Below are 15830 nucleotides of genomic sequence, written 5' to 3'. Positions count from 1 at the left end.
CGCTGGCCTTCATCGATAAAATCCGAGGACGGCCTTGGTCTCCAGATACTCCTCCATGCCCTCAAGACCGTATTCCCGACCGTTGCCGGAGCGCTTGTAGCCGCCGAAAGGTGCGTTGGGGTCCCAGTCGGGATGGTTGAGATGCACTTGCCCCGACTGGATTTGGCGGGCGACTGCGCGCACCGTCTCCATGTCCGTGCCTTGTACATGAGCGCCGAGGCCGTAGACGGTGTCGTTGGCGATCGCGATGGCTTCGTCCACCGAGTCGTAGGGAATGATCGCCAACACCGGGCCGAAGATCTCCTCCTGCGCGATCCTCATGTCTCGATGGACGTTGGAGAAGATCGTTGGCCGCGCATAGAGGCCAATCTGAAGGTCCTCAGGCCGCCCCGGCCCGCCGATGACGAGCTTGGCGCCTTCCTTCAGACCGACATCGATCATGGTCTGCACGCGCTCGAACTGCGGCCGGTTAGCAATCGGACCATGAGTCGTGCTTTCCGCAAGGGGATCGCCGACAACCAGTTCTGAAGCAGCCGCGGCCGCCAAGGTCTCGACCCCTTCCATGTGTGAGCGAGGCACGAGCATGCGGGTCGGTGCGCTGCAGGATTGACCGAGATTGCGGAAGGCGGCGCCGACGCCGAGCGGAACAGCGCGGCTGAGATCGGCGTCCGGCAAGATGATATTCGGCGACTTGCCGCCGAGCTCCTGGGCAACGCGCTTGACGGTGGGCGCTGCCGCTTGCGCAACGAGAACGCCAGCGCGCGTCGAGCCGGTAATCGAGATCATGTCCACCTGCGGATGCGACGCCAGACGAGCGCCCACGATCGGACCTGTTCCATTGACGAGGTTGAAGACGCCGGGCGGACAACCGGCATCGTCCATCACCTCGGCGAATAGCAAGGCGCTCAGGGGCGACAATTCGCTCGGCTTCAACACCACCGTGCAACCGGCCGCGAGCGCGGGGCCGACCTTGGCTGTGATCTGGTAGAGAGGCCAATTCCAGGGGGTGATGAGGCCGCAGACGCCAATCGCCTCTCGCATGATCGCGGTGCTGCCGCGTGGGGTGACGAACGGATAGTTCGCGAGATTGTCGCGTGCGACACGGATATGTTCGGCGGCAAGCGGCACCTGGGCCCGACGCGCATAGGTGATGGCGGCTCCCATCTCGCACGTCAGCGCCTGCGCGAACAACTCCAGCCGCTCGAGCAGCAAACCATGAACCCGGTTGAGCAGCGCCGCTCTGTCAGCAGGCGGTGTCATGGACCAGCTGGCGGAGGCGCTTCTCGCAGCTGCAGCCGCACAGTCCACATCCTCATCATTGCCGAGAGCAATGTCGGCGATCGGCTGCTCGGTCGCCGGATTGACGACGCTCACCGCGGCCGATCCAGCCGGCTTCCGCCATTCTCCATCGATGTAGAATTTGCTGAGGAAGCCGGCTTCCGCCAGGTATCGAACGGGCGAGGTCATTGGAAGCGATCCTTTCGACGGCCTACCAGCCGCGCACCCGGGGCCATCGCGCTTCGATCGCGTCGCTGCCGGCGGAGACGACGTTATACAATTCGTGTTGCGACGCCGTTGCACAGGCGTGATTGGGCAGGATGCGGACCTTCGCGCCGACCGGAAGATTGGGCAAAGCGTGCGCCGACCCGGGCCTGATGGCGAGGATGCCGTGCTCCTGGCTCGCTTGCGAAACGATCAGGTCGGGATAGATCTTGCCGGCGACATCGCAGACCAGACCGTATCCCTGGTCGACCCGCTGCGCCGCGGTGCCGCGGTCGCGCGACAGTGCCATCCACCCCGCATCAACCAAAATCCAGCCCTTCTCGGGCTTCGTGCCGATCACGGTGGCGAGCACCGAGATGGCGATGTCGTCGGTGGTGCAGACGCCGACACCGTGCATGACCAGATCGAAGAACATGTAGACGCCGCAGCGCATTTCCGTGACGCCGGTCAGGTCTTCGGCGAAATGGGCGGTGGGCGTCGAGCCGACGCTCACGACAGGGCATTCATGCCCCGCCGCGCGCAATGTCGTTGCGGCGGCGACGGCCACGGCCCTTTCGTTCTCCGCAGCCGCGACAAGGGCCGCGGGCGTGCTGAGGCCGTAGGATTCGCCGGCATGCGTGAGAATGCCGGCGATCTTGACGCCTGCCTCGGCGAGCGCCGCCGCGACGGCGATGAGCTTGGAATCGGTCGCCGTCAGCCCGCCGCGGTGACCGTCGCAATCGATCTCGATGAAGGCGGATGGTGTCACACCGGCTGCGCGACCGGTCGCGCCAAGCATGGCCGCCTGCTCAGGCGAATCCAGCAGCACCTTGAGGTCGACGCCTGCTTTCCGCAGGCGCATTGCTCTGTCGGCGGTGTGAGGAGAAAGTCCCACGGCATAGGTGATATCCCGGAATCCATGCTGCGCGAAATACTCCGCTTCCGCCAAGGTGGAGACGGTGATCGGTCCCGCTCCCGATGGATAGACGCGTTGGGCGACGTCAATGGATTTCGCCGTCTTCATATGGGGACGCAGCACGACGCGTTGCCCTGCCATACGAGAGGACAGGCGCACGAGATTGCGGTCCAGGCGGTCCTTGTCGAGCAGGAGAGCCGGTGTTGCCAACGCACCGACCGTTGCGACCGTCTCGCCCGGACCGGCATCTGGGATATCAGTTCTGTCCATCTCCCCGCGCAGCATCCCGATGTCCCCTTATCCGAATGACTGGTTGGCGAGGCCGAACATGCGGGCCGGTCCAGTCCATGGAGCCGGTGTCCCCAGCACCATGGTGGTGGCATCACTGACCCGTTGCAGCCCGATGCTTTCGAGCCATTCCCCGAGTTGCGAGGAGGCCGGAGTATCGATCCGGACGAAGACAGGGCCGAGCCGCGCGATCGCGAATTCGATCAGCGCGCGTGCATCGGTCGGGCTTTCGGCCACCACGGGGCCGATGACGTGCCCGCGGCCGAAAAGACGAGAGATGGCGTAGCCGCAAAGCATGCCGTCACGCAGCAGGACATAACAGTCACCGCTATCGAACAGCCGATTCAGCAACTGCCGCCGCTCCAACCCCGTAGCAATGCGGTCGAGCCGCGCGATCGCTCCGAACTCCGATGCGGCCATCGGCCTGAGGAGGCCAGGTCGCGGCGTCTCGTGGCTTGGGCGTGGAATTCCCTGATGCTGATGGATGATCCCGGTCGGCACAAAGCCGCGGCGGCGATAAAGCGTGACGCCTTCGGCGGTCGAGTTCAGCGAGATGATCCGCGGGCGCGCGGACGTCAGCAACGCATCCATCAGCCGCGCCCCATAGCCGCGGCCCTGAGCGGCCTTCGCGACGATGATCATGCCGGCGGACGCATGCGTCTCGCCGTACGGCCACCACGCCGCGGTGCCGATCACCGTCCCACCGCGCTGCAGAACAAAGCCATAGCCCAACTGCAGCGCAACGTCCCAATCCTCGATCCGGTAGGGCCAGGACATCTCCTGCGAGAGCTTCAGGGCGCCTTCCAGATGCGATCTGGAGAAAGGAAGCAGGGCCACGTCTGCATTGTCACGATCTTCGGCCTGGTAAGCTGCGGTTGTCATATTGAGTAGACGTCTCTTGCGGGGTTTGCCGGCCTGATCGCCAATGCCTGATAGCGTGAGGCCACCTCATGATCCCCGCGCAGTTCGCAGCGTAACTTGGGTGCGACGGCATTACGCCGCCGGGCTGGCGCAAAGTTCGGCATAGAATTTCATTGATGATGCGGCAACAGGATCAATCTGCTGCCATCGGCGGTGAGGCGTCCCATCAATAGGGCGTCGCCTTCTCGTCAACTCTCGGGGCGTGCATGGCGTTTGCGTCTCGTATGATCAGCCGTGGCTCGGCTCGACGTATCAAATGTGGTCGTCTCGAACGTCGAGGGCATCTCGCAGACCGTCGCCGATGAAGTTGAAGCTCGTCACCGCAATCGTAATTGCGGCACCGGGAATGATCGCGAGCCATGGAGCGCTCGCCAGATATTGCTGGGCGCCGTTGAGCATATTGCCCCAGCTCGGCAGCGGCGGCTGGATGCCGTAGCCGAGGAAGCTGATATAGGCTTCCAGCAGAATCGCGCGGGCGACCGCCAGGCTTGCGGCCACGATGATCGGACCCATGGCATTGGGCAAGATCTCGCGGAACATGATATGCTTCCCGCTGAGCCCCACCATGCGTGCAGCCTGGACAAACTCGCGCTCGCGCAGCGAACGGACTTCGGCCTCGACGATCCTGGCAGTTTCCATCCAGCTCGTGACGGCAATGATGACGGTGATCATGACGGGACTCGGCCGCAGCGTCGCGGCCAGCGCCAGGACGAGGAAGATCGAGGGATAGGACAGGAAGCCGTCCACGGTACGCATCAGCGCCACCCCGACCCAGCCACCGCGATAGCCGGCCGTCACGCCGACCAAGGTGCCGATCAGCGTTGACAGCAACATCGCGGAGAAACCCACCAGCAGCGAGATGCGCCCGGCCATCAAGAGCCGTGCGGCCAGGTCACGTCCCAAGGGGTCGGTGCCCAAATAGTGCTGACCGCTGAGAGGTGGAGCAAAGCGCGCGCGCAGGTCGATCTGGAGGGTATCGTAAGGCAAGGCATAGGGACCGAGGACGCACGCCAGCACGAGCAGGCTGATCATCGCGATCCCAACGAGCGCCAGATGATGACGCGTGAAGCGGGACACCGCACGGCTGTGCCACCAGCGAGTCGGAGTAGCGGGCGCGGCGATGACGGTCATATCTGCTGCCTCCTGTTATCAGGCGTTACTCCGCGGGCTCAGCCCAGGCGAATGCGCGGGTCGACGGTGGCGATGATGATGTCTGCGATCAGGTTGCCCAACACGACCAGGATCGCCGAGAATATCAACAGCCCCATCACGACGGGATAGTCGCTGTAACCGAGACTATCGAGAAACAGCCGACCCATTCCCGGCCACGTAAAGACCGTCTCGGTGACCAACGCGCCGGTCAGGATGCTGGGCAGCTGCATCCCTGCCAGCGTGATCATCGGCAGCAACGCATTGCCGACGACATGCTTCAGCAGGATGCGGCGCTCGCTGACGCCCTTGGCGCGCGCCGTCTTGACGAAATCCTGACTCAGCGCATCGAGTGTCGCCGTGCGCATGTAGCGGCTCCAGATCGCGACATGAACGAGCGACAGCACAAGGCTCGGCAAGATCAGGTGATGCAGATAGTCCAGCACGGAGCCGTCGCCGATCGTGTACATGTTACCTGCAGGAACCCACCCGAGCTTCAGGGTGAAGATGTAGATGCCGATGAGGCCGAACCAGAAAGTCGGGACCGACAGCGCGACCATGGCGCCGACGGTCGCGCAGTAGTCAAACAGGGAATAGCGGTGGGTCGCCCCGCGGATTCCGATCCAGGCACCGACGGCGATCGCAAATGCGGTGGACGTGCCCATGAGCAGCAGCGTCGCCAGCAGGTGCCGACCAATCACCGCCAGCACCGAAGAGCCGTCGCGGAATGAGTGTCCCCAATCGCCCTGGAGCAGCCGCCAGGCCCAATCGAGATACTGAATCCATAGCGGCCGGTTTAGCCCGAGCTGCGCCGCGAGCCGCTCCACATCCTTCTGCGTCATGCCCGGATCGAGCCCGAACTGCGCGAGAGGACCGCCGGGCATGAGGTTGAGAACCGTGAAGCCGATGATCGAGACGATCACCAGCAGCACGATGCTCTGCGAGAGACGATTGAGCAGGAACCCGGACATTCGAGTCACCATGTTGGCGTTGCAGCATCACTCCAGCGCCGATCTCGGCCACAGGGCCTCGGCCGGCAGCACATCAGCTCGCCCAATACCAAGCCAGCGCGTTCCACGATTCCGTGCGCGTATTGCCGTTCGGCACGAAACCGTTGATCCCTTTCTTGAGGCCTTCGACCGCATTGCTCTGGTACAACGGAAGGAAGGGCAGGTCGCGACGGACCAGTTCCTGGACGCGAGCGTAGATCGCGCGCCGGGCTTCCGGATCGAAGGTGCGCGCGCCCTTGTCGAGCAGCGCATCGACCTCCGGATTCGCATACTGCGCATTATTCGAGCCGCGGCCGCCCTTCGCGGCGATCGACCGCGAGTGCAAGCGATTGGTTACGTCTGGGTCTGCGCCGATCAAGTAGGTGCTGCCGACGATGACGGAATCGAATTTTGATTGCCCCCAGAACTCGCCCCACATCACGGCGGCGGGCAGGTTCGATATCTTCATCTCGACCCCCAGCTGAGCAAACGTCTGCTGCAGGTACTGCTGCACCTGTTCGCGCAAGGGATCGCCGGACGTGGTCGAATTGGTAAAGGACAGACGAACGCCGTTCTTGGTGCGAATGCCGTCGCCTCCCGGCGCCCAGCCGGCTTGATCGAGGATCTTGCGCGCGCGATTGAGATCGAACTGGTGCAGCGGCAGATTGGCGTTGAAGAAGAAGGACTGCCGCGGCATGAAGGTCTCTGTCGGAGCCGGCACTCCATAATAGAGCCCCTGGATGATCGCCTCCTTGTCGATCGCCGCGTAAAGCGCCTCGCGAACCGCAAGCTCCTTGAACTGCGGCCGCTCGAGGTTCAGGTAGAAGGACTCGAATGAGGTCCTCGGGACGAGGGTCACGACGCGGTTCGGCAGCGTTTTGGCTTCCCCGTAGTGATCAGGGGTGATGTAGGGCTGCCCCACCAGATCGATGTCGCCGCTCTTGAATTGGGTGTAGAGGACGGTGAGATCGGGAATGTATTTGAAGACCAGCCTCTCGATGTGAGGGCCTTCACCGAAATAGTCGGGGTTAGCCACAAGCTCGAGATGATCGCCGGCGACGCGCTGTCCCCACTTGAACGGACCGGTGCCGACCGGCGCCTGGTTAAAGGCGGCGTTGTTCGGATTGGCCTCCGTCCCCAGAATGTGCTTGGGGACGATGAAGGTTTCGGTCAGGAACGACAAATACGGCGCAAAGGCCTCTTCCATTCGCCACGAGATCTCCGTCGGTGAGATCACGGTGATGTCGCGCACGAGAGCATGTCCGGCGGTGCGCCAAGCCCGGAAGTCGGGATTCGTGATCAGCTCGAGCGTGAACTTCACGTCCTCGGCACCGAAGGGCCTGCCATCGTGCCAGCGAACGTCGTCACGCAGACGAATGCGCCACTGGAGACCGTCCTGCGAGATCCCCCCATTCTTCTGGTCCGGCACTTCCACCGCAAGGTTGGGCTGAATGGCGCCTTGAGGATCGATGCGGAAGAGCGCGTCGAAAACCGAGAAATGCACGCCGTCATCGACTTCGATGTGGGCCATCAGCGGATTGAATACGGTCGGCTCTTGTCCGAGCCCGACGATCACGCGGCCGCTCGGCTTAGCCGCAGAGCTACGAGCGAAGGCGGGCTCGCCAAGCAGGTTCGGCGTTATGAAGGCAGCAGCTCCGCCGAACGCCACCATTCGCAGGGCATCGCGCCGCGAGTAGTTCGATGTATCCGCAGACCGCTTGATCATAACGACTCTCCTTGCTTGGGGTTCTCGACGTAGCCTTCATGTTGAGGCATGCTTCCGGGCTGCTCGCCCGGGATCGCCGCCACCAGCTCTCGCGTGTAACTGGATTTCGGGGCGAGAAAGATCTGGGACGGCGGACCGCGTTCCACGATTTGTCCTCGATGCATGACGGCGATTTCGTCGCAGATCTGGCTGGCGACGCGCAGATCATGCGTGATGAAGATCATCGAGACGCCCGTCTCGCGCTGAATCTGGTCCAGCAGTTTCAGGATCTGGGCCTGGATCGATACGTCGAGCGCAGAGACCGCTTCGTCGGCAATCAGCAGCTTTGGCTTGAACATCAGCGCCCGGGCGATGCCGATGCGTTGGCGCTGCCCGCCGGAGAACTCGTGTGGATAGCGGTCGAAGGCTCCTGAATCGAGGCCGACATGGGCCAGAAGCTCCCGCGCCCGCTCGTCGGCTTCACTGTAGCGCATCCCATGCGCGACGGGACCAACTGTCAAAATTTGCCCGACCGTCGATCGCGGATTGAGCGAAGCAAAAGGATCCTGGAAGATCATCTGGATTTTTGGCCGCAACGGCCGAAACTTGGCTTCAGAAAGCCCAGCCAGGTCGCGGCCCTCGAACAGAATCGAGCCGCTGTCGCTCTCCATAAGCTTGATCAGCAGCCGGCCGAGCGACGATTTCCCCGAGCCGCTTTCGCCGACGACGCCCAGCGTGCGCCCCGACGAGAGATCGAAGGTGACGCCATTGACCGCGGGCACGATGCGCTGCGTACGGAAAAGTGCGCTGCCGCTACGATAGGTCTTTACGAGGCTTTCAACCTTCAGGATGGGTTCCCTGTCGGCGGCGTCCAAGGCAACACGGTCCTTACCGGTCAGGTGCGGCACGGCCGCGATCAGCCGCCGCGTATAGAGGTGGCTGGGCGACTTCAGGACTTGCGCGGCACCGCCCTGCTCCACGCAATGGCCTTTCTCCATCACCACAACGTAATCGGCGATCTCGGCCACGACGCCGAAATCGTGGGTGATGAACATGACGCTCATCCCCTTGCGGCGCTGTATGTCGCGGATCAATTGCAGGATCTGCGCCTGGGTCGTGACATCAAGTGCGGTGGTCGGCTCGTCCGCAATCAGGATCGCAGGCTCGAGGGCCAGAGCCATGGCGATCATGACCCGTTGCCGCTGTCCGCCCGAAAGCCGGAAGGGATATTGGTGATACATGAGTTGCGGGTCGGGCAAACCCACTTCAATCAACAGGTCGATGGCCCGGCTGCGACGGGAGGCCGGCGTGCCGACATCGTGCGCGGCCATCACCTCCTCGATCTGCGCGCCCACGGTCATCAGCGGGTTGAGCGCCGAGAGAGGGTCTTGAAAGATCATCGACACGACGCGGCCGCGCAGGCTGCGAAGCTTGTCGGCCGAGAGGCCTACGATATTCGTCCCATCCAGGTGGATCTCACCCGAGGAGACCCGGATCGCCTTCGGCAGAAGACCCATGATCGCGTTGGCGGTGACCGACTTGCCCGATCCGGATTCCCCGATGATACAGAGAATCTGTCCGCGCTTCAGATCGAAGCAGATGTTCTCGACGGCGTAGGCCCGCTCCATTCCTTCCGGCAGACTCACGGTCAGCTCGCGCACCGACAGTGCAACATCGACGGGGCTTGCCGCCTGGATGCCAGAGGCCATGCGAGCATCCTCCTCTTTCAAGCCAGCGCCGTCATCTTGCTGCGGCCGGCGCCTTCGGCTCCTTGCGCCTCCACGCTCCTGGGACAAGTCAATAATTCGCCGCTCAACTTGCCATTCCTTCGTTGGAGGCTGCGACATGATTCAGGCCTCTTCGTGCAAGACGCAAGAGCTGTTGCTCGGAGCACAGTGCCTACCTGACCGGCCACCTCGATCGAAGTGAACCTCAGATGGCATCCACGTCATGGCTTGATCGCTCCCGCGAAGGCCTGCTCCTGGACACGGCTCATGCAAGTTGCCTTTATGGACTTCGGTCGATTGATCGGTTGGTTCTGCCGATCTTGACGATTTCGATCGCCCCGGAGTCGCCGAAAGCCGGCGACGAAGCAGCAGGAACTTCTGAAAACGAAGTCTGATTTGGCATTTCAGTCTGCGAGGCCAGGTCCGCTGTGGCGCCCTGCCAAGAGAGCGCGCGACGGATTGCAGGGCACCTGCATCGGCCTCGCCCTGCAAACTGCGGCGCATGCAAAGAATTGTCGCAATAATTGCCTGTGTCAAAGGCAGCAAACCGCAGGATATTCGGTCCCATGACCAAAGTCCGCCGGGCCTGCCGCAACTCCTCGGTTACGCTACGGCAACCACCGGAGATCACCGTCCGATGAGCGCACCGCTCCTGCATATCGAATCCAGTCCGTCCTTGCCTCGTGAGGCAGACGTCGTGGTCATCGGCGGCGGGGTGGTGGGCGTGTTCACGAGCTACTATCTCGCCCGTCGCGGCCTCAAGGTCGCACTGCTTGAAAAAGGCCGCGTCGCCGCCGAACAGTCAAGCCGCAACTGGGGATGGTGCCGCCAGCAGAACCGCGACGCCCGCGAGCTGCCGCTTGCGACCAAGAGCCTCGCGCTCTGGGAGCGAGTTGCCGAGGAGACGGGTGAGGATACCGGTTTTCGCCGTTGCGGTCTGCTGTACTTGTCGAACGACGAAAATGAGCTGGCCGGCTGGGCCAAGTGGCGCGACTTCGCCAGGACCGTCGGCGTTACGACGCACATGTTGAGCGCCGAGGAGGCGAACGCGAGAGGCAAGATGACCGATCGCAAGTGGAAAGGCGGCGTCTTCTCGCCAACCGATGGGACGGCTGATACCTCAAAGGCCGTGCCCATCGCGGCGCGTGCGATCATGGCGGCGGGCGGCACCGTGCACCAGCATTGCGCGGCGCGCGGCATAGAGCTCACTGCCGGCCGGGTCAGCGGAGTGGTGACCGAAGCCGGCACGATCCGGTCGAAAACGGTGGTCATGGCAGGAGGCGCGTGGGCGTCTTCGTTTTGCAACCAGCTTGGTATTCGCTTTCCGCAGGCATCCGTGCGCTCTTCCATTCTCGCCCTGGCTCCCGGCGCGGCCGGGCTGCCTGATGCCCTGTACGCCGGGCTCGTATCGGCCACGCGACGCGGCAACGGCGGATACACGCTGGCAATCAGCGGGCGTGCGCGGGTCGATCCGACGCCGCAGCAGTTCAGGTTCGGCCGCGAATTCCTGCCCATGTTCGCGCGCCGGTGGCGAAGTCTCAGCCCTGGGGCTTTCGAGGGCCTGAGGCAGGGCCATGAATCCTTGGCGAAATGGCGTCTCGACGCGGTGACCCCGATGGAGCTGAACCGGACGCTCGATCCGCGCCCTGACATGAGGCAGATTCGGCTGACGCACCGAAGAGCCTGCAAGCTCGTGCCGGAACTCCGGCACGTCGCGATCTCGAACGTCTGGGCCGGCTACATCGACAGCACGCCGGACGGCATTCCCGCAATCGGTGAAGTTGAATCGATTCCAGGTTTCATTCTTGCGGCGGGATTCAGCGGCCACGGTTTTGGAATTGGCCCAGGCGCGGGGCATATGATCGCCGACATCATCACGGGCAGTCCGCCCATTGTCGATCCGCGGCCTTACAGGCCGGAGCGGCTGAAAATGAGCGCCTGGGGCAAGGTCAGCGAGTTCTAAAGGCAATTTCCACGGTCCGGTGGGAAAACATGCTGGTTGATGTTATGACGATGTGTATGACGCAGAAGTCTCAGATCCTTGACGCCGTTGTCGCCCCCATCTCATGGCATTGCGATGAAGCTTGATAAGATCGACATCAGGATTTTATGCGAACTACAGAAGAACGGGCGGATTTCCAACGTCGAGCTCGCAGAGCTGATCAACCTTTCTCCGAGCCCGTGCCTGATGCGGGTGAAGAGGCTCCAGACGGAAGGTTTCATCACCGGCTATTCCGCCCGGATTGACGTTTCCAAGCTCGGCCAAACTCTCACTGTCTTCGCCGAAATCACCCTCAAGAATCATCGTCAGATCGATTTCGCGCGCTTTCTCACGACGATCGAAAAGATCGATTCCGTCGTCGAGTGCCATCTCGTTTCGGGCGGATACGACTATCTCGTCAAATTCATCACGGCCGGGATCAGCGAGTACCAGGCGGTCATGGAACGCCTGGTCGAGATGGATATCGGCATCGACAAATATTTCAGTTTCGTCGTGCTAAAATCGCCGATCGTGAAGTCCCATTTGCCGCTCGAAAGCATCTTCAATAGCTGACAAGCAGGCGCAGCGATCAACCGTTCATCGCTGCGCGGACGTCCTTGTCTTCGAGCGTCTGGTCGAGCGTGACCCTTGTCCGCTCGATGATGCCGTCGATATCCGCATCCGTGCAGCAAAGCGGCGGCGCATAGCCCAGCACGCCCTGAGCGAAGGCGCGGATGACGAGGCCGTTATCCCATGCGCGATCGAAGATACGGCGCGCCGCGTCGGCTTCGGCCGGCAGCGGCGTCTTGCGCTGCTTGTCGGTGACAAGCTCGATTGCGCCCAGCATACCACGCCCCCTGACATCGCCGACGAGCGGATGATCGGCAAGCCCGCGAAGCCCTTCCATCAGACGATGCCCGGCCTTACGGCCGTTCTCCAGCAGGCCGTTTTCGTAAAGATCCAGGCACGCGAGCCCGACGGCTGCGCTGACGGGGTGTGCGGAATAGGTGTAGCCGTGGCCGACGGCCGTCTTGCCGGCGCCGTCTGCAATGGTGTTGTAGACGCGGTCGGACATCAGAACGGCCCCCATCGGCACATAGCCCGACGTCAGGCCCTTGGCCATGGTCATGAGATCCGGCACGACATCGTCCTCTTCACAAGCGAACAGCGGACCGACACGGCCGAAGCCGGTGATGACCTCATCGGCAACGAACAGAACATCGTGCTCCCTGCAAACAGCATGCATCGCCTTCAGCCAAGACGGCGGCGGAACGAGGACGCCTCCTGACCCCTGTATCGGCTCGACATAGAAGGCGGCAACGCGTTCGGCGCCGAGTTCGGCGATCTTGGCTCGCAACGCCGCGACCGAGGCCGCAATGATGGCCTGTGGATGGGGACCGACAGGATTGCGATAGGCGTAGTGCGACGGAATCTTGTGCTGCCAGTTGTATGGCACTCCAAATCCCGCATGAAAGGCCGGCAGAGCAGTCAGGCCGGATCCGGCGGTCGACGATCCATGGTAGCCCTGCTCGAGCGAAATGAACTGGTCCTTCTGCGGCCTACCCTTGGCGTGATAATAGTACCGGATGAACCGGATCGTGCTGTCGACGGCATCTGAGCCGCCCAAGGTGAAATAGACATGATTCAGATCGCCAGGCGCCAATTCGGCCAGCCTGGCGGCCAGCCGGATCGCCGGGTCGGAGCCCAACCCGAAATAGCCCGTCGCATAAGGCAGCTCGCGGAGCTGCCTCAAGGCCGCCTCGACGATGCTGTCCTGTCCGTAGCCGGCATTGACGCACCACAGGCCCGCAAAACCGTCCAGCAATTGACGTCCCGAGACGTCTGTCAGCGTCGCGCCCTTCCCCGACTTCAGCACACGGACGCCTGTCGCCTCGTGGCTGCGATAGGATGAGACCGGGTGAATCAGATGCGCGCGATCGAGCTCAATCAGCGAGTTGCTCAACATGTCGTCCTCCAGATCAGCCGCAATGCTCGTGCGGCCCGCTCCGATGTCTTCGGAGCTCAACGTAAGACGCCCAGGACAGCACTTGCTCCCAGGCTGGACATCGACGAAGGGCATTCTGACTGTCATTGACGATCTGCGCCGCATCTTATGCCGGCATCGGCCTGCGCCAGGTATTGGTGCTCAAGTCGAAATCACCTGTTCGCACAACTCTCTGCCATGCCTGCGATCCGATACGACACAATCTGCTTCCGGCCGCCGCGACAGCGGTGCTTTATCCGTTCGGCTGCCCGCTATGATCCCTGTCGTACCGGAGCGCGGTGCGTGAGGACGAAAAGGATCGAGCCATGGCAACGTTTAGACCCAAGTACATCACCTTCGACTGTTACGGCACGCTGACCAATTTCGACATGGCCGGCGCAGCAAGGAGAGTCTATGGCTCTCAACTTTCTGCCACGACGATGGCAAGTTTCATCAAGGATTTCGCTGCCTATCGCCTGGACGAGGTTCTTGGCGCATGGAAGCCGTACTTCGAAGTCGTGCACAATGCGCTGGAGCGCGCGTGCAAGCGCAACGGCATCGCATTTCGTCCGGAGCATGCCCAGCGCATCAATGAAGAGATCCACACATGGGGTCCACATCCCGACGTCCCAGCGGGTCTGGCCAAAGTTGCCAGGGAGATTCCGCTGGTCATCCTGTCGAACTCCATGAAGAACCTCATCATGTCGAACGTGGAGAAGCTCGGTGCCCCCTTCCACATGGTCATCACGGCCGAGGAAACCGGCGCCTACAAGCCGCACATGAAGGGCTTTGAGTACATGTTTGACAAGCTGGGCTGCGGGCCGGAAGACATTACCCACGTCTCCTCCTCCTTCCGCTACGACCTGATGACGGCCTACGATCTCGGAATCAAGAGCAAGGTCTGGGTGAACCGCGGTCACGAGCCCGCGAACCCCTACTATGAATACACCGAGGTCGCTGACATCGGAGGGCTTGCTGCGGCAGTCGGCCTGGAGCCCCTGCGCAAAAGCGCCTGAGCGCAGTTCCCTCGGGTTCTCTCGTTGCGCTTCAGTTCTTCAAAAGCTTCAATCGAGATCGGTACGCAGTGAAGGAAAAAGGGGGCGGTTCGACCGCCCCCTTTTCTTGTTTCAGCTGCTCATTCGATGGCCGCTCAGTCCAAACCGCCGACATGGAGCGCCTTGGTCTCGAGATATTCTTCCATCCCAAGCTGGGATCCCTCGCGTCCGAGGCCCGACTGCTTGACGCCGCCGAACGGCGCCACCTCGGTCGAGATCAGGCCGGTGTTCAGGCCGACCATGCCGAACTCGAGCGCCTCGGCAACACGCCATGAGCGCTTGAGGTTTTCAGTATAGAAATAGGCGGCAAGGCCGAATGGCGTGCCATTTGCGATCGCAATCGCCTCGTCCTCGGTCTCGAAGCGGAAAAGTGGTGCGACCGGCCCGAACGTCTCCTCTGAAGCCAGCAGCATCTCGGTGGTTGCGCCGCCGAGCACGACGGGGCGGGCATATTGCCGACCTTCCGGCACCGCCCCACTCTCCGCGATGATCTTTGCGCCCTTGTTCAGGGCGTCCGTGATGTGCCGCTTGATCTTCTCGATCGCCGCGCCATTGATCATCGGCCCAATCGCAACGTCGTCTTCCGTGCCGGGACCGACCTTCATTTTTGCGACCTGACTGGCAAGCTTCCGGGCGAAGGCGTCGTAAATGCCGGATTGAACGAGAATGCGATTGCAGCAGACGCACGTTTGCCCGCCATTGCGGAATTTTGACGCAATCGCCCCCTCGACCGCCCGGTCGATATCGGCATCGTCAAAAACGATGAACGGCGCGTTGCCACCGAGCTCAAGGCTCAGTCTCTTGATGTTGTCAGCGGCGCCTTTCATCAGCAAAGCGCCGACGCGGGTCGATCCGGTGAACGAGATCTTGCGGACGGTTTCGTTGGCCATCAGCTCCGCGCCAATGTCTGCCGGCATGCCCGTCACGATGTTGATCACGCCCGCCGGGATTCCGGCCCGTTCAGCCAGAACAGCAATGGCGAGAGCGGAAAAAGGCGTAAACTCGGAAGGTTTGATGACGACTGTGCAGCCCGCGGCAAGCGCTGGTGCCACCTTCCGCGTTATCATCGCGTTGGGGAAATTCCAGGGCGTGATGATCCCGCAGACGCCGACGGGCTCTTTCAGCACCAGAATGCGGCGATCGGCTGTGGGCGCCGGGATAGTCGATCCGTTGATGCGGCGGGCCTCTTCGGCAAACCATTTGACGAAGGATGCGCCATAACGGATTTCTCCGAGCGATTCCGCAAGCGGCTTGCCCTGTTCCAGCGTGAGCAGAAGCGCCAAATCCTGCTCATGGCCTCGCATGAGCTCATACCAACGCTCCAGTAGTGCGGCACGCTCTGCATGAGCCTTTGCCTTCCAGTGCTTGAACGCAGCGGCCGCAGCCTCGATTGCTGCCCTGGTCTCGTCTCGGCCCATGTCGGGGATGGTGCCAAGGACTTTCTGGCTGGCAGGATCGATGACATCAACGGTGGCTTTCGTGCTCGCATCCCGCCAAATGCCGCCGATCAGCGCTTGCTGGCGAAACAGATTCTTGTCCTTCAACGCAATCATGGGCTTGCTCCTTGGCTTCAGGCCCGGCCTCACCATCACCTTCTGATTTGCGCGTGGCGAGACGAAGCCGTCTCATGCGA

12 protein-coding genes are annotated in these 15830 nt (G+C 62.2%); 3 read left to right on the top strand and 9 right to left on the bottom strand.

Going from position 1 to position 15830, the window contains the following annotated elements; all coding sequences use genetic code 11:
- Positions 1-9: 9 nt before the first annotated feature.
- The 7 genes from HYH07_RS07040 to HYH07_RS07010 all read right to left on the bottom strand — a co-directional run bounded on the left by HYH07_RS07040 (position 10) and on the right by HYH07_RS07010 (position 9159).
- Positions 10-1467 (bottom strand): aldehyde dehydrogenase family protein, encoded by a 1458-nt coding sequence (locus HYH07_RS07040; protein ID WP_220001817.1) that lies wholly within the window; start codon positions 1465-1467, stop codon positions 10-12.
- 22 nt (positions 1468-1489) lie between these two features.
- A complete protein-coding gene (locus tag HYH07_RS07035) occupies positions 1490-2668 on the bottom strand; it encodes an alanine racemase (RefSeq protein WP_228749301.1) in 1179 nt (392 codons plus the stop codon).
- Positions 2669-2695: 27 nt separating this feature from the next.
- On the bottom strand, positions 2696-3568 hold the full coding sequence (locus HYH07_RS07030) for a GNAT family N-acetyltransferase (RefSeq protein ID WP_220001815.1): 873 nt from the start codon (positions 3566-3568) through the stop codon (positions 2696-2698).
- A 291-nt stretch (positions 3569-3859) separates the two neighbouring features.
- Entirely contained in the window at positions 3860-4738 is an 879-nt protein-coding gene (locus HYH07_RS07025) for an ABC transporter permease (RefSeq protein ID WP_220001814.1), read from the bottom strand.
- Between the two features lie 38 nt (positions 4739-4776).
- Positions 4777-5727: an ABC transporter permease gene (locus tag HYH07_RS07020; protein WP_220001813.1), complete on the bottom strand. Its 951-nt coding sequence runs from the start codon at positions 5725-5727 to the stop codon at positions 4777-4779.
- Positions 5728-5800: 73 nt separating this feature from the next.
- Positions 5801-7471, bottom strand: a complete 1671-nt coding sequence (locus HYH07_RS07015; protein WP_220001812.1) for a peptide ABC transporter substrate-binding protein — start codon at positions 7469-7471, stop codon at positions 5801-5803.
- Positions 7468-9159: an ABC transporter ATP-binding protein gene (locus tag HYH07_RS07010; RefSeq protein ID WP_220001811.1), complete on the bottom strand. Its 1692-nt coding sequence runs from the start codon at positions 9157-9159 to the stop codon at positions 7468-7470. Before HYH07_RS07010 ends, HYH07_RS07015 begins: the two co-directional genes overlap by 4 nt.
- Before the next feature lie 655 nt (positions 9160-9814).
- Between HYH07_RS07010 and HYH07_RS07005 the strand changes: the two genes are divergently transcribed.
- Positions 9815-11140, top strand: coding sequence for an FAD-binding oxidoreductase (locus HYH07_RS07005; protein ID WP_220001810.1), 1326 nt, complete (start codon positions 9815-9817; stop codon positions 11138-11140).
- Positions 11141-11254: 114 nt separating this feature from the next.
- The gene (locus tag HYH07_RS07000; RefSeq protein ID WP_220001809.1) at positions 11255-11731 is read left to right on the top strand and encodes an Lrp/AsnC family transcriptional regulator; all 477 of its coding nucleotides are present in this window, start codon (positions 11255-11257) and stop codon (positions 11729-11731) included.
- Positions 11732-11747: 16 nt separating this feature from the next.
- Here HYH07_RS07000 and HYH07_RS06995 read toward each other — a convergent pair whose 3' ends face one another.
- Complete coding sequence (locus HYH07_RS06995) at positions 11748-13124, bottom strand: aspartate aminotransferase family protein (protein ID WP_220001808.1); 1377 nt, start codon at positions 13122-13124, stop codon at positions 11748-11750.
- Positions 13125-13468: 344 nt separating this feature from the next.
- Here HYH07_RS06995 and HYH07_RS06990 point away from each other — a divergent pair, with 344 nt between their 5' ends.
- Positions 13469-14158: a haloacid dehalogenase type II gene (locus tag HYH07_RS06990; protein WP_220002020.1), complete on the top strand. Its 690-nt coding sequence runs from the start codon at positions 13469-13471 to the stop codon at positions 14156-14158.
- 134 nt (positions 14159-14292) lie between these two features.
- Here HYH07_RS06990 and HYH07_RS06985 read toward each other — a convergent pair whose 3' ends face one another.
- Complete coding sequence (locus HYH07_RS06985) at positions 14293-15750, bottom strand: NAD-dependent succinate-semialdehyde dehydrogenase (protein ID WP_220001807.1); 1458 nt, start codon at positions 15748-15750, stop codon at positions 14293-14295.
- Positions 15751-15830: the final 80 nt, after the last annotated feature.

The organism is Bradyrhizobium sp. BR 10261 (assembly GCF_019455395.1).
Classification (GTDB): Bacteria; Pseudomonadota; Alphaproteobacteria; order Rhizobiales; family Xanthobacteraceae; genus Bradyrhizobium; species Bradyrhizobium manausense.
Note: the sequence above shows the minus strand (reverse complement) of the source record. Positions and strands in the feature narration are given on the sequence as shown.

Coding starts and splice junctions, on each gene's coding strand:
- HYH07_RS07020 (WP_220001813.1), bottom strand. CDS start 5,727: ATGTCCGGGTTCCTGCTCAATCGTCTCTCGCAGAGCATCGTGCTGCTG.
- HYH07_RS06985 (WP_220001807.1), bottom strand. CDS start 15,750: ATGATTGCGTTGAAGGACAAGAATCTGTTTCGCCAGCAAGCGCTGATC.
- HYH07_RS06995 (WP_220001808.1), bottom strand. CDS start 13,124: ATGTTGAGCAACTCGCTGATTGAGCTCGATCGCGCGCATCTGATTCAC.
- HYH07_RS07005 (WP_220001810.1), top strand. CDS start 9,815: ATGAGCGCACCGCTCCTGCATATCGAATCCAGTCCGTCCTTGCCTCGT.
- HYH07_RS07000 (WP_220001809.1), top strand. CDS start 11,255: ATGAAGCTTGATAAGATCGACATCAGGATTTTATGCGAACTACAGAAG.
- HYH07_RS07015 (WP_220001812.1), bottom strand. CDS start 7,471: ATGATCAAGCGGTCTGCGGATACATCGAACTACTCGCGGCGCGATGCC.
- HYH07_RS07030 (WP_220001815.1), bottom strand. CDS start 3,568: ATGACAACCGCAGCTTACCAGGCCGAAGATCGTGACAATGCAGACGTG.
- HYH07_RS07025 (WP_220001814.1), bottom strand. CDS start 4,738: ATGACCGTCATCGCCGCGCCCGCTACTCCGACTCGCTGGTGGCACAGC.
- HYH07_RS07040 (WP_220001817.1), bottom strand. CDS start 1,467: ATGACCTCGCCCGTTCGATACCTGGCGGAAGCCGGCTTCCTCAGCAAA.
- HYH07_RS07010 (WP_220001811.1), bottom strand. CDS start 9,159: ATGGCCTCTGGCATCCAGGCGGCAAGCCCCGTCGATGTTGCACTGTCG.
- HYH07_RS07035 (WP_228749301.1), bottom strand. CDS start 2,668: ATGGACAGAACTGATATCCCAGATGCCGGTCCGGGCGAGACGGTCGCA.
- HYH07_RS06990 (WP_220002020.1), top strand. CDS start 13,469: ATGGCAACGTTTAGACCCAAGTACATCACCTTCGACTGTTACGGCACG.